Source organism: Citrobacter sp. Cf116, assembly GCF_030336505.1.
Classification (GTDB): domain Bacteria; phylum Pseudomonadota; class Gammaproteobacteria; order Enterobacterales; family Enterobacteriaceae; genus Citrobacter; species Citrobacter freundii.
This window is the reverse complement of sequence record NZ_JAOWEQ010000034.1, coordinates 25,966-41,394: the sequence shown is the minus strand read 5'-3', so window position 1 is coordinate 41,394 and position 15,429 is coordinate 25,966. Positions and strand designations below refer to the sequence as shown.

3 protein-coding genes are annotated in these 15,429 nt (G+C 56.2%); all 3 read right to left on the bottom strand.

The window, feature by feature from the left end:
* Positions 1-4 precede the first annotated feature (4 nt).
* Positions 5-2,191, bottom strand: coding sequence for a type I secretion system permease/ATPase (locus tag OGV74_RS05740; RefSeq protein ID WP_286520473.1), 2,187 nt, complete (start codon positions 2,189-2,191; stop codon positions 5-7).
* Positions 2,188-3,597: a TolC family outer membrane protein gene (locus OGV74_RS05735; protein ID WP_086504441.1), complete on the bottom strand. Its 1,410-nt coding sequence runs from the start codon at positions 3,595-3,597 to the stop codon at positions 2,188-2,190. Before OGV74_RS05735 ends, OGV74_RS05740 begins: the two co-directional genes overlap by 4 nt.
* Positions 3,598-3,697: 100 nt before the next feature.
* The gene (locus OGV74_RS05730) at positions 3,698-14,923 is read right to left on the bottom strand and encodes a BapA/Bap/LapF family large adhesin (protein WP_286520471.1); all 11,226 of its coding nucleotides are present in this window, start codon (positions 14,921-14,923) and stop codon (positions 3,698-3,700) included.
* Positions 14,924-15,429: the final 506 nt, after the last annotated feature.

Below are 15,429 nucleotides of genomic sequence, written 5' to 3'. Positions count from 1 at the left end.
GGCATCATGCGGATTGGTTTTCATTTTTCCACTCCCGACCGTGAGTTGGGGCAGGTGCCCGGCTCGCATTCAACGCCTGCGCTTTCGGGGCATCCATGACCAGTTGACCTTCTTTCAACACCACCACGCGCTCGACCAGTTCCAGAACCGGTACGCGATGGGTGGCGACAATCAATGTGCGGTTACCCAACCACTGGTTGAGGCGCTGAATAAATTCCCGCTCGGTATGTTCATCCAGCGAGGCGCTGGGTTCATCGAGCAGCACGATATTGGGCGATCGCAGCAGCATTCTAGCCAGCAGGATCGACTGCCGTTGTCCACCGGACAAACCGTTGCCGCCTTCCATAATGGGATGCGCCAGCCCTTTGGCGAGCTGTTTAACGAAAGCAGCCGCGCCGCTGACCTCCAGCGCTTCGAAGATCTGCGCGTCGCTGGCGTGCGGTGCGCCGAGGGTCAGGTTCTCGCGTAGGGTGCCGAAAAACAGTCGCGCATTCTGGCTGAGAAAACCGATATTGCGGCGTAAATCGGCCATATCAATTTGCGCCAGACTCAGGTTATCGAGCCGGACATCGCCCTGGATAATCTCCACACCACCCGCCATGGCCTGTAGCAGCGTTGATTTTCCGGCACCGTTACGCCCGAGGATCGCCACCCGTTCGCCGGGCATGACCTCCAGACGCGTGATCCGCAGTGGAACGCGCTGATCGTCGCTGTGGTAGCGAAAGTGTGCGTTTTCAAAAAGATAATGGCCGTGAAAAATCTCCTGATGCACCCGGTCTTCGTCGTACTGCGTTTCGGTGGGAAGCTGCATGATGCTGTCTAATCCCATCTTCGCCGCCTTAACCTGTTGCCAGCGGGCCAGCACGCCGCACAGATTAGCCATCGGGGCAATCATTCTGGAACCGAGCATTGAAGCCGCCACCACGGCGCCGGTGGTCATCGTGCCTTCAATGACCATCGGCGCGCCAAACATAATGATGGCGGCGTAGACCAGGCTTTGTACCGACATGCCCCAGCCAATCAGCCCTTGAGTCAGCTTACGCGTGCGTAGCCCTGACTCTCCGGTAATACGGATATAGCTGTTCCACTGCTGTAAAAAGCGGTTTTCCGCCTGCATCAGCTTGATGTCTTCCAGCCCCTGGACGCTTTCGACCAGCACCGCGTTGCGCAGGGTGGATTCATGGGCAGCCTGGTTGGCGAGCACCGCCAGCTTCTTCTGTAACAGCAAGCCAGGCAGTATCATCAACAGGGCCGCGACGGGGGCTATCCACGCCAATGGTGGGGCAATACAGGCCAGCACCACGATAAACAGAAAGAAAAACGGCAGATCGACAATGGTCGACATGGTTGAGGAGGTGATCATCTCGCGAACTTGTTCCAGCTCGCGCAGTTGAGAAATAAAGCTCCCCGTCGAGCGGGGGACGGCGCTGTTGCGCAGCCGCAATGCGTGGCTAAACACGCGATCGGAAATGCGCATATCGGCGCGTTTGCCGAGCAGATCCATTATGTGGGTACGCGCTTCGCGCAGCAAAAAGCCAAACAGCACCGCCACCAGAACACCGGTAGAGAGAACATACAGCGTTGGATAAGACTGGGCGGGGATCACCCGGTCATAGACCTGCATGGAAAAGATAATCCCGGCGAGCGACAGGACGTTAATCAGAAAGGCGGCAATCATGACCGGCAGGTAAGGGCGGATGTCCTTTAACACCAGTTCGCGCATCCAGTCGGGCTTGAAGCGAGAAATATAGCGGTCTACCCGACTGTCCTTCAGCGCCGACAGTGGGCGCAGCGAGGTAATGCTCACGATCTCCGGCAGAAGTTCTGCTATCGTTAACCTGTTACGCTGGCCTTCTTCGGCGATGATGAAAACATCTAACGTACCTTCGCCGTTGAAATGTTCTATTACCATCAGTTGGCCGTCGCGCAGTTCCGCCACCATCGGCAGGCGCCATTGACCGAACGCCTGCGCGGCGGTATTCAGCGCATGAAATGACAGTCCCGCCTGACGCGCCAGTTGCGACAGGGCCGTGGCCCGGCTTTTTCCCGCAAACCATGGGGCGTTGGCCTGGATTGCGCCAGGAGAACAGGCCACGCGATAGTGATTGGCAATATGCGTCATCGCCTGCGCCCACTGGCTCAGGGCGTGTTCGCCAATTACATCATCCGCATGTGAATCGAGGTCGCTCATAGCTTGATCTCCACCGATTGAATGCTGCGATTATTTAAGGCGAACGCCTGGCGAAGCGAGCCGGTGTTATAGAGACAGTTCAACTGGAGCTGGCGCAGCTGGTTTTGAGTCTGGAGTTCAGCAAAACGGGCCTGATACACCTCTTGCTCGGCGTTAAGCACGTCGAGCAGTGGGCGCGAGCCAAGGTCCAGATATTGCTGTTGATAAAGCTCGCGCGTTTGTTCGCTCAGCCGCTGTTGGCGACGCAGAATCTGCAGGGCGGTGGCGAGGCTCATCGCCTGGCTGCGGGACTCCAGTAATTTCTGCCGTACTTCGAGTCGGGTGCGCTGGATGGAGTATTGTGCAGATTCTACCGCATGGCTGGCGGCGTTGCGTCTGGCGGTGAGTCCGCCCCCCTGATACAGCGGCATTTCAACTTTTACCCATGCAGAATACTGGGTTTTGTCGAGTACCTCATGGCTGGGGTATTTGTCGTTGAGATAGTGCTGAACCGACGGTTCCAGAGAGATGGTGGGCGTCATCTGCGCGTTGGCGTAGTCGAGATTTGCCTGCGCTACATTCGCCTGCGCCCAGGCCGCCAGGACCGCGGGAACCAGTTTATCGTCCGGTTTGACCACATCACAACTGCTGTCCAGTTTGACCGGGAATTCATTGCTGATGCCGTTAAGCGAGTTCCAGCCGAGGAAGCTCATCAGCGTTGCCTTGCTGCTGTCGAGATTGGCCTGATACTGCGCCAACTGAGAACGTGCAGACTCGATACGCGCATCGGTTTGCACCACGTCTGACAGCGAGGTTGCCCCTTCATCATTGCGTTGACGGGTCAGTCGACCAATGCCGTTTAAGGCGGTGAGCTGCTCTTCGGCGGCGTCCACCATTTGCTGCCACGTCTGCGCCTGGACTATTGCGTTGGCGGTGGCGTGGGCGATGGTATCAATACTGAGTAACACATTCGCCTGCTGTTGCGCGGCTCCGGCGGTCTCGGCGCGGACCTGGCTTGCCACTTTGCCGAAGTCGTACAGCATTTGCGATACCGAAATCACCAGCGCCGGGCTAAAGCCGTGGTCGGTGTAGGTATTGCTGTAACCGTTGTTCATTCCGGCAGAAACCTGCGGGTAATATTTTGACTTCGCCACGTCGATTTGCTCGTTTTGCGAGAGCAGTTTGCCGATGGATTCACGAATAGAAGGATGCCAGCTCACGGCACGACTCACCGCGTCGTTGAGCGTCAGGCTACCGGGAGCGGCGGCACTTAGCGGCAGATCGGCAACCGCGCCGTCCAGCGAGGGAAGCATCTGGCTAGTGGCCAGTCCTTCCGGCGTAATAATTTGCGGTTCATCTTCGGCATTCACCCGCAGGGTACAGAGCGTTAATGCCAGCAGTAGGGCAACAGGCGCGACATTTCTCATAGATTATCCCTTACAAAATACGGCAGCGACGACTGTTATTGCCCCGGATGTCATCGCATCCGGGGCTGTAGTTATGGCGCTTTAACGCTATATGTTCACTTCAGGGCACAATGTGATTTTGTTGCACCAGCTCGTCGAGCGTGGTGTGTACGTTCTCCAGCGTGATGAGATTGGTTGAGTGATAAGTGTTGCCCGTACCGTCACGGTCGATGGCAATAACCGTGTTGTTACCGCTGGTGGTAACGGTGAGGTAGTTACCGAGCGTCGCGTTCTGCCCGTTCCAGCCCACCAGCAGGTCACCGATATCGATTTTGTCACCCTGGGCCAGCGAGAAGTTGGTCCAGGTGTCCGCTGTTCCGTTACCGCCGGTAGCGTCGTTGGCATTGAGCAGGTGATAAATCAGCGTATCGCCGTAGGCGCTGCCAGTCAGGCGATTGGCATCGACGGTACTCACCACTTGCGGATTCATATTGATGGTCAGCGTAGCGGTATCGGTATGGCCATTCAGGTCGTTAAGGGTGTAGGTAAATGTCTCTTTGGTGACGATGGTGGAGAGCGAGACATCGCTGTTGAGGGCATAGGTGTATTGACCATCAATGCCAATGGTCAGTTTGCCGTACAACCCGTTAATGATGGCGCTGGTCGTGCTGCTCAGCGGATCCAGCGTGGCGGCGCTGCCGCCCGTGCCATTCACCGTTAGCAAGGTATGCACGCTGGCAATATGGTCTCCGTCATAAATATTGCCGGTGACGCTATTCGCTGTGGAAGTCTCGAAGTTTTGCAGGTCGATTATCGTGCCTTTCACGCTGGGGGTGATGGTGATATTCCCCAGCCCCAGAGCCCCGACGCTGCCGGTATAGTCGAGGCGATAGTTGCCGGGGTGCAGTACTACCCCGCTGAGGGCAATATCAATATTGCCGCCAATCAGCAATCCGCCATTGAATGAGTTACCGGCAATCTTGACGTTGTTGCTGTCATACAGCGCCCAGGTGACGGTCAGTCCGCCCAGCGTCAGACCTGAAGCGACGTTAAAATGCAGTATGGCGTTTTGCACCGCCGTTCCCGTCGCGACTTCAATGACGCCAGTACCATTTTGTGAGGTGGGTGAAAGGAGTTGGGCGCTCCAGCTGGCGTTGCCAACGCTGTTGTCGGTAAACGACCTGGATGTATCGGCCTGGGTGGTGACCGCCATCTGGCTGCTGATGTCGTTTACGGCATCCAGCGCCTGTGGGGTTGCCGTAATGTTCAGCGACGCGCTACCGGTATCGCCGTTTGGTGCTTTGACCTTATACACGAAGCTATCCGGCGTATTGATACCGTCTGCGCCCAGTCCGCTTCTCAGCGTGTAGGTATAGTTCCCTTTCGCATCAATAGTCAGTGTGCCGTACTGTCCGTTAATGGTGGTAGTGCCTGTTGTGTTAACGGTGACACCGTTAACTTCGGTGATAACGGTATTAGCCGGAGCCGAGTCGTTGGCCAGCAGATTTCCATTGGTTGCTGCACTCAGGCTGTCGACGGCGTAGGTGTGATCGGCCTGAATATTCAGGGTATAGCTGGTTAACAGCGTCAGGCCGCCGGAAGCGTTAAGCAGGAACAGATAGTCACCGCCCGGCAGTGTAATGGTATACGCCGGTGAGCTGCCGCCCAGCAGGGCGGTGACCCAGTTCGGCTGTACCCGGTACTGCTCATACTGCTGAATAGACTCGTTGAAGCGGTAGACATAGAGATCAAAGCCGCCCAGCGTTACGCCAAGTACGTTGGCCTGAACCGTGATCGTTCGCGTCGCGCCGTCATCAACGTTGAATTTAATCGGGTTGGTCAAACCGTTGACCAGGCTAACATCCAACAATTGTCCCAAACCAACGCTGGCGAGCGTGAAGCCGGTTTGTTGTGATGGATGGTTGTCGACTGCGATGACCTGCGTCCCGTAAGTCAGCGCAGCCACATCGTCTGCCGCAGTTACCGTGCTGGTGGTTGGGGCCTGACCCAGCGTGACCACCAGTTTTGCCGAGGAGTGATCGCTGCCATGCGTTAGCGTGTAGGTAAAGCTTTCGGAACGTCCATACACTGAGATTGACGTATTGGTCAGAGTATAGGTGTAGCTACCATTCTGATTGATATGCAGGGTGCCGTATTTACCCTGCACATCAATGCCGCCCGCCGGGATGTTCACCACGTTGCCGTTACCGTCAGTGATGGTGGTGACCAGCGTGCCGGAAGGGGCGTTATCCTGCCCATTGGCGGGATCGGTATCGGTGATGATATTGCCAGACTCGGTAGTACCACCGGTGATGGTCCCTGCGCTGGCTTTTACCACCGAGACATCAAGGCTGGTGTATGCCCCTGTCGCCAGTAGGTTGGTGTTGTAGCTGACCACGCGGTAATCCCCGCCAGTCAGTCCGCTGTAATTGAGCGTTACGCCCGAGGCGCCCAGGGTGAGCAGGCTGGCAAAGTCTGGTTTCCCGGTATCCACCACCGTTACCCAGGCATTCAGCCCGGTGTCAAAGCGCTGGATGACGACTTCAAGCGTGTTTAACAGCGACAGCACCACGCCGGTCGCTGCGGCATTGATTGTAATGGATCCGCTGCCGCCAGAAGCGATGCTGAAATTGACGCTTGCTGTATCGTTCCCCAGCACGTTGGCGACATTTCCCAGCGCATTGACCAACAGGAAACCATAATCGCTTTGATGCTCGGTGCTGACGGTGACATCGGCTTGTAGAGGCAGACTGGTGACATTGTCTTCAGCCAGCAGCGGCAATACCGGCGCGATAGCGCTTGTTGGCAATGAGGTATTTCCCGCCGCATCGGTCGCCGTGGCGGACAGCGACTGCCCCTCAATCTGGCGAACCGGCAGGTTGACGCTGTATACACCGCTGCTGTTGGCGATTGCCGTCACGCTGGTGCCGCCGGGCAGAGAGATGGTAACCGTGCTTCCCGCTTCGGCGACGCCGCTGATGGTACCGCCATCGGCGCTGATCAGTATCGTTGGCGCGGTCGGTGGCGTGGTATCCACAATCACGCTGAACGAGTCGGACACCCCGCTTACGCCGTTGGCGTTTGTTGCCGTGGCGGTAAACGCGTGGTTACCTTCGCTGAGCGCGCCGGATGGGGTAAAGTTCCAGAGCCCGTTACTATCTGCGGTCGTACTGCCCATGAGTACGCTGTTGTTGTACAGATTGATGATGGCGTTAGCCTGCGCCGTTCCGCTAAGCGTTGGCAGGGTATCATTGGTAGTTTTACCGGGAGCGACGGGTCCCATGATAGTGCCAACGTCATCGAGCACGCTGGCAATAACTGGCGCAGGCGGTACGCCAGTAAACGGTGCCAGCACGTTACCCGCTGTGCCGATGTTGCCTGCGGCATCCTGTGCGCTGACCAGCAGCGTTTGCCCACTGATTTGCGGTGGGCTCAGCGTGAAGGTGAAATTACCGGAGGCGTTGGCTGTTGCGGTACCAAGTACGGTTCCGCTGCTGGAGGTGATGATCACCGTACTGTTCGCTTCGGCAGCGCCGGTCAGCGTGGTGCCGTTGGCGTTGACCGCCAGACCGGTTGGAATACCCGGTGCGACGGTATCGACCACAATTGCGGAGGCAGACGATAGCCCGCTGGTATTACCTGCGGTGTCTGTTGCTGTGATGGTGAAGGAATGCGTCCCCTGACCCAACGCCGTAGGTGGCGTGTAATTCCAGCTGCCGCTGCCGTCCGCCGTTACGCTGGTTACAAAGGTGCCGTTATCATAAATATCGACCCGAGCGTTGGCTTCCGTGGTGCCGTTTAACGTTGGGCGTGCGTCGTTGGTTGGCTGATTATTGCCAATCACCCCGGTGTTTGGTCCGACATCATCAACAATACTGCTAATTGAAGGCTGCGTTGGTGCCGTGGTGTCGACCACTACGCTAAAGCCTGCCGTTGCGCCGCTGGTGTTGCCCGCCGCATCGGTGGCGGTGACGGTAAAGGTGTGCGATCCATTTGCCAGCGGCGTGGTTGGGGTAAACGACCAACTGTTATTGCTTTGCACCAGCGTGGTACCCAACAGGGTGCTGCCGTCATAAATGCTGACGGTGCTGCCTGCTTCGGCGGTACCGTTGAGCGTTGGTCGGGCATCGTTAGTCAGTTGCCCGTTGCTAAGTCCCGCGTTGAACACACCGCCTGCGACGTCATCCACCACCGAGGTCAGGAGTGGCGCTGACGGCGCGATCGTGTCAACGTTGATAATAAATTCGCTTGAGGTGGGGCTGACGTTCCCGGCGGCATCCGTGGCAATGGCGGTAAAGACATGCTGGCCGTTGCCCAGTGTGGCAGGCAGATATTCCCAGGTGCCATCTATTGCTGCTGTCACCGTCGCCAGCAGCGTGCCATTATCGTAGATGGCTACCCGGGCACCGGCTTCCGCCGAGCCGTTCAGTACGGGGCGAGTATCATTGGTGTAAGCGCCGTTCGACAGCGTTCCGGTTCCCGGCGCCACGTCATCAAAAGCCTGGATAATCGTTGGCGCAAGCGGGGCAACAGTATCAACAACGATGTTAAATCCAGCGGACGTTGAGCTAACGTTTCCGGCTGCGTCGGTTGCTGTCACCGTCAGCGTGTGATTGCCGTTGCTCAGCGCTGTTCCCGGCGTGAAAATCCATGCACCGCCCCCGTCTGCCGAAACGGTATCGATCAGCGTGCCGTTGTCGTAAATTTTAACCGTTGAATTGGCCTCTGCCGTGCCGCTGAGGGTAGGGCGCGCATCGTTTGTCGCCTGGCCGTTGTTCAGATTTCCGGTCAGCGGGCCGACATCATCGGTGACCTGAGTGATGAGCGGTGCGTTCGGCGATACGGTATCAACCGTGAGCGTAAAGCCGTTGGAGGCAGGGCTGGTATTGCCCGCGCTGTCGGTGGCGGTGACGGTCAGCGTATGCGTACCGTTACCCAGCGCATCCGTTGGGGTAAAACTCCAGGTGCCGCCAGCGCCGACGGTGGTGGTGCCAATCGGCAAGCCGTCACTCAGAACGGTGATGGTTGCGCCAACTTCACCGCTGCCGCTCAGTGCCGGGCGGGTTTCGTTCGTCGTCTGACCGTTACCGATCGGCCCGGTGGTGGGAGCCGTGTTGTCTTGCACCGTACTGATGACCGGCGCTACGGGAGCAATAGAATCCAGTTCGAGGGTAAAGGATGAAGAGGCTCCCCCGGTGTTACCGGCCTGGTCAGTAGCCACTGCAGTAAAGACATGCTGACCCTGGCCCAGTGCGCTTCCCGGTGTAAAGGTCCAGTTGCCTGAGCCATCTACTTGCGCAGTACCGATGTCGACACCTTTATCTTTAATGGTGATGATGGCACCCACTTCCCCTGTGCCGTTCAGCGTAGGCTGCGCGTCGTTGGTCAGTTGCCCGTTTGCCAGCGATGTATTGCCTGGCTGATCGTCAATGACTGAGGTGATGACCGGGGCAGCGGGCGGTAGCGTATCGACGACCAGTGTGAACGGTGGTGTCGCAGGGCTGATGTTACCTGCGCCATCCGTGACGGTTGCAGTCAGCGAGTGGCTGCCTTCACTGAGCGCAGGAGCTGGCGTAAAGCTCCAGTTGCCACTTCCGTCGCTGATCGTCGTGCCGATCACCGCGCCATTATCGCGAATAGTGACCACAGAGTCCGCTTCAGTGACGCCAGCAAGCGTCGGGGTGTTATCGTTGGTTGACTGTCCGGATGTCAGGTTTTGAATGGTGCCAACGTTGTCTGTGACTGTGACAATGGAGGGGGCATTCGGAATTAAAGTATCAACAATGATCAGAAAATCAGCGGAGGCATCGCCTTGGTTGCCAGCAGCATCGGTTGCGCGAGCGGTAAAGAGGTGATTGCCTTCTCCCAGCGCGTCTGTCGGGGTAAAGCTCCAGAATCCGTTGCTGTTTACCGTGGTTGTGGCATAAGCGATACCGTTATCGTAGAGGGTGATGGTTGCTCCCGCTTCGCCGGTTCCGTTTAAGGTCGGGCGTGAGTCATTGGTAATTTGTCCTTTATCCAGCGGCCCACTGCCGGGCGAAACGTCATCGATAATGCTGGTGATGAGCGGTGCCAGCGGCGCGGTGGTGTCGATGGTAATGGCATAATTGGGTGACTGCCCGCTGGGTATTGAGTTGACGGTTTGTGACACTGCGAAGTTATAGGTTGTGCCGTTAGTTAGCGGGGTGAGCAACTGATAACTCCAGGCACCGGAAACCGCATCGGCGGTGACCGTGGCGATAGACGCGCCATTTTGATAGATAGTCACTGTAGCCCCAGCCGTGGCGGTTCCTTGCAACAACGGTAAGGTATCGTTAGTGGTTTTACCGCTGCCGATTTCGCCCATGCCGGGGGCTACGTCATCCACGATCTCAAGAGTTGGCGGATGTGGAACGCTGGAGGTGGCAGCGGTAAACGGGGTGGGATTGCTCTGGTTACCCGCGGGATCCTGGGCGATGGCATTCAGTGCCTGACCAGCCGTTTGCGCTGGTGAAATCGTGATGACGTAATTTCCTGAACTGTCTGCGATCCCCTGACCGAGAACCGTTGTTCCGCTGCGAATAATGACGGTGCTGCCTTCTTCGGCCGTACCACTAACCTGTGTGCCATCAGGGTTAACGCTAGTAACAATTGGGTCGCCGGGAGGCAGCGTATCAATCTTCAATATCACCGGATTGCCTGCCGCCAGCACGTTACCCGCGGCATCTTTGGCACCGAACGTTAGCGTATGGGTGGCATTTGGTGTCAGAGGAACATCCACACTCCAGGTGCCGTTCGCGGCAACGGTGGCCGTGGCAATTGCAACAGGATTGCCAACCTCATAAATGAGCACGGTACTGCCTGGCGTGCCGGTCCCGCTTATCGTCGGGGTGGTATCGTCCGTCACGCTGTTGTTGGTCAGTGAGCCGGTAATGATCCCGACGTTATCCTGAATATCCGTTACCTGCGGCTGGGTCAGCGTTGTGGTGTTAACCGTAAACGAGACGCTGTTTGAGCTACCGCTGGTATTACCTGCCGGATCGGTGGCGGTGGCGGTCAGCGTGTAGCTGCCGTTTGCCAGCGCCGTTCCGGGAGTAATACTCCAGACGCCGCCAACGACCGTGGTGGTGCCGATCACCGTACTGCCGTTGTACAGGGTGATGGTATCGCCGTCTGTGCCGGTTCCGCGAATAGTCGGGGTTGTGTCGTCGGTTACCGCGTTGGAGGCGAGATCACCTTTGAAGTCGCCGACATCATCACTCACCGCAGTAATGGCTGGCGGCGCTGATGGCGTGGTGTCGATTTCCAGGTTAGTCGCCACTGATGGCTGGCTAACGTTGCCAGCCGGATCGGTTGCGGTGACGGTTATCTGGTAACTGCCTGGGGCGACAGGGACGGGTGGCGTAAAGCTCCAGGTGCCGTCTGCGCCAACCGTTGCCGTACCTTGCAATGGCGGAGTACCGCTAAGATAAATGGTAATCAGATCGCCGGCGCTTCCCGTGCCGCTAAAGGTTGGCGTGGTATCGTTGGTGATACCGTTAGTGACGATCCCCGTTATCGGATTGGCGTCGTCAGTGATGGTTGGTGGTTCGGGTTTCACTGGTGGTAGATTATCCACCGTCAGCGTAAAGCCAGCGGATGGGATCCCCACGTTGCCTGCTACGTCAGTCGCCGTGGCGGTGAATTTGTGCGGGCCATCCAGAAGCGGAGTGTCTGGGATAAATGTCCAGGTCCCATTTGGCTGTACGAGGGCGCTGCCAATCGGGGCGCTATTATCATAAATAGTAATAGTCGCACCCGGTTCACCGGTTCCCGACAGTGTGGGGTCGGCGCTTTTCGTGCTGCCACCGTTAATCAGCGTTTGTGTGCTGCTGCCAACCAGGCCTTCCGCCGATGAGATGACTGGGGCGGCGGGTGGGGTGGTATCGATGGTCAGCGTGAAGTTCCCGGCGCTGCTGGCGTTACCCGCCGCGTCGGTTGCGATAGCCGACAGCGCATGTGGACCTTCACTCAGCGGTTGAGTGACCTGGAAACTCCAGGTGCCCCCGGCCAGGACCGTGGTGGTGCCTATTGGCGTGGCGCCATCATAGATAGTGATGGTGGAGTCGACGGTCCCGGTTCCCTTCAGCAGCGGCAGGGTATCGTTTGAACGGCTACCGGTGGGCAGATCGGTTGGTGCATTCCCGACGTCGTCCGTGGCGCTCACAATAACGGGCGCTGCGGGTGCCTGGGTATCAACGGTCACGATGACAGGATTGGGGGAAGTGACGACGTTCCCGGCGGCATCCGTTGCGGTCACCGTAAAACGGTGAGTGCCTTCGGCGAGGGCCTCATCGGTTGTAACGTTATGGCTCCAGGTGCCTGTTCTGTCGATAAAAAAGACTGCCATTTGCAGACCATTATCATACAGCGTCACCAGCGAACCGGGTTCACCGGTTCCTGAGATTGTTGGCGTTTTGTCGTTGGTGAATCCGTTGTTCGCGACGTTGCCGGTGATGCTGCCAACGTCATCGTAGATAAGCGTAATAACTGGTACGCTGGGGGCAATGCTGTCGACAATGATTTTCCAACTGGCGGCGGCGCTGGTGTTATTAGCGGCATCGGTTGCCGTCACTGTAAATACATGTGCCCCCTGGCCCAATGCTGAGGTGGGCGTATAGTTCCAGTTACCGTTGATATCAGCGGTAATGGTCGTAAGCAGAGTTCCGTTATCGTAAATTTTGACCTGAGAACCGGCCTCAGCTTTGCCCTCAATTTTCGGTTTATCGTCGTTGGTTAACCCATTGTTATTGATGGGGCCTGTGATATCGGCGACGTCATCAGTAACGGCAATGATAACGGGTTGGTTTGGCGCGGTGAGATCCGGGGCAACAGCCGAAGTTGGCAGGCTTTCGTTACCAGTGCTGTCCGTTGCGGTGACGTTTACTGTTTCATTGTTGATTTTCGACGGGGTGATCTGGACGGTGAAATTGCCGCCGCTGTCAGCCTGACCCACGCCAATAGGAGCCCCGTTGCTGTCTTTGACGGTGATGGTACTTCCGGCTTCGGCGTGACCGCTAACCGCTCCACCATTTCCTGCAACTGTGACGCCTGTCGGCGCATCAGGTGCGGTGGTGTCCGGTGCGTTGACAGAGGCGTCGTCGCCCTTGTTGCCTGCGGTGTCGGTCGCATTTGCCGTAAGGGTCTCGCCGTTGGTTTGTGGCGGAACCAACGTTGCGGTGAAATCCCCATTTGTATCGGCAGTTGCTGTTCCAATGATATTGCCATCCGGATCCAGAATATTGACCGTACTGTTGGGTTCGGCCTTGCCGGTGACCTGGTCTCCAGTGCCATTAACTAGCAGGTTTGTTGGGGGCTGTGGCGCGGTAATGTCTGGTGCAAGCGCAGTTTCTGGCAGGCTTGGGTTTCCTGCCGGATCGGTTGCGATGGCTTCAATGGTTTCGCCATTGGTCTGTGGTGGGTTAATGGTGATGGTAAATGAGCCATCCGGCCCGGCGACTCCGCTGCCGATCTGAGTTCCGCTACTGCTGGTGATAACTACGGTATTGCCTGGCTCGGTCGTTCCGGTGACGACAGTCCCATCCGCAGATACGTTGAGATCATCAGGTGGCGACGGTGGTTGGGTGTCGATGTTGATATTGAACGCTGGTGACATGCCTCCTGTACCTGACTGGTTTGTCGCGGTGGCGGTGAAGGCGTGTAACTCATCTGATAACGGGGAGCTGGAAGTCCATGTCCAGTTACCGTTACCGTCAGCCAGTACGCTGACGATAATTGTGCCGTTGTCGTAAATAGTCACTGTGCTGTTGGCATCGGCAGTGCCAGAGAGCGTGGGGGTATTATCGTTGGTGGCCTGATTGTTGCTCAATGGCCCGGTTGATGGGGAGAAGTCATCCATCACGCTGACGATAACCGGTACGCCAGGATAGCCCGAGTTCGTCGCATTGAATGGGGTATCTGGCCCGATGTTACCGGCCTGGTCCTGAATCTTCGCGATTAGCGCTTCACCGTGCGTCTGTGAAGGTGAAATCGCGATGACGAAATTGCCGGTTTGGCCGACCGTTATTGAACCCAGAACCTGATTATTGCTACCGATGATCATCACCAGGCTTCCAGCCTCAGCACTACCGGTTACCTCAGTGCCTTCCGGATTAACGGAGGAAATGACCGCGCCTTCAGGCGGGGTAGTATCGACGGTGAATGTAGGTACGCTCGTTTCCGCGCTCACGTTACCCGCATCGTCAGTTTGCGTCAGCGTCAGATTGTGAACACCGTCGCTAAGCGCTGTGTCCGGTGTAAACGTCCAGTTGCCATTGTCATCCACCGGAACCATGCCAATCAGAATGCCGTTATCAGAAATGCTGATGTAAGAACCGGCTTCGCCAGTGCCTGTGAGCGTTGGCGTGGCATCGTCGGTTACGCCGTTAATACCGATCAAGCCTTTAATGGAACCGGAATCGTCAGTTACTTCTGTGACCACAGGGGCGTCGGGGGCAAGCGTATCGACAATAATCTCCCAACTGTCTGACATGCCGCTGCTGCCTGTACCGTCTGATGCACTGACGGTAAACTTGTGGGTACCGTCTGCGAGTGGAGAGGATGGCGTAAACGACCAGTTGCCGTTGGCATCGATAGCGACCTGGCCGATTTCTACACCGTTATCAAAAATATGCAATGTAGCATTTGCGGGGCCGTTACCCTGGAGAGTGGGCGTATTATCGTTGGTGGATTCCTGCTGATTAACAGGACCAGTAATCAGCTCCTGGTCATCGATTACACTGGTAATAACCGGCACATCTGGTGCGTTAGGTGTTGTCGTTGGCGGATCGCCACCATCGCCATCGCCATTACCGTTTCCACCACCATCGCCGTTACCGTTACCGTTACCGTTACCGTTACCGTTGCCATTACCGCTTCCGGCGTTGTTATCGCTCCCACCGCCGCCACCTCCACCGCCGCCACCTGCGGCAAGGCCAATTCCGCCAGCAACCGCGATCCCGCCAAGAACCCACGGCCAGACGGCGCCGCCTTCATGGCTTCCCTCGGCAGTCATTAGCGGAGTGAGATCGTCTAAATGCTGGAAGTGGAACGCTCCATCAGTATCCTGAACCCACCACAGCGCGCCATTGCTGTCTTCCAGAACAAGCTGGTTTTGCGCATCACCTTTTCCGACGTAGAAGTTTTTAATGGTGATGGTTTCACCCGAGCGGAGTGTGACAACCAGATCCTGATTAACGCGTGTTAGTTGACTTACCTCCTCACGCGACACCGACAGTTTCACGATAGAAGGCGAACTGAGCGTAACTTCAGAGGATTCAACATTTGTGGAAACGCCAGTTAATTTTGATACAACGGCGAGTAGACGCATATGTTCACTCCTGATGGCATGTCGGGAGTATTAATCCGCAACAGCGCGCTGGGAAAATGAGCAGACAGGGGCCCCGTTCATCATAAAGATGAATTTACACATGTAATTACATTGATTAGGTCATGCAGATGTTCGTTTACTTAGTAAATACGTTCGGGACCTGCCGACTGAATAGTTCTTTCGTATTAGATGATATAGTCAGAAAGAAAGTATTCTGCAACTTATCCATATTAAAAATATATTTGGCTAATTGAAAAGGATACTTTCCGGTGCGTATTTAATGATTTGTTTTTTGTTAACTTATTGTATTTTAATGTTTTTTATTTAAATTGAAATGAGGTGGATATAATAAACAACAGTAATAATAGTGTTATAAAATAAATCTAAATATAGGCAATATGGTCTTGAAGTTTTATTTTATTAGACTATGGGTCGCTACGGTAATGCCATGGGAGTTTATTTCATACCTGAACGATTCAGCACAAATAAACCATAAATTTGATGAA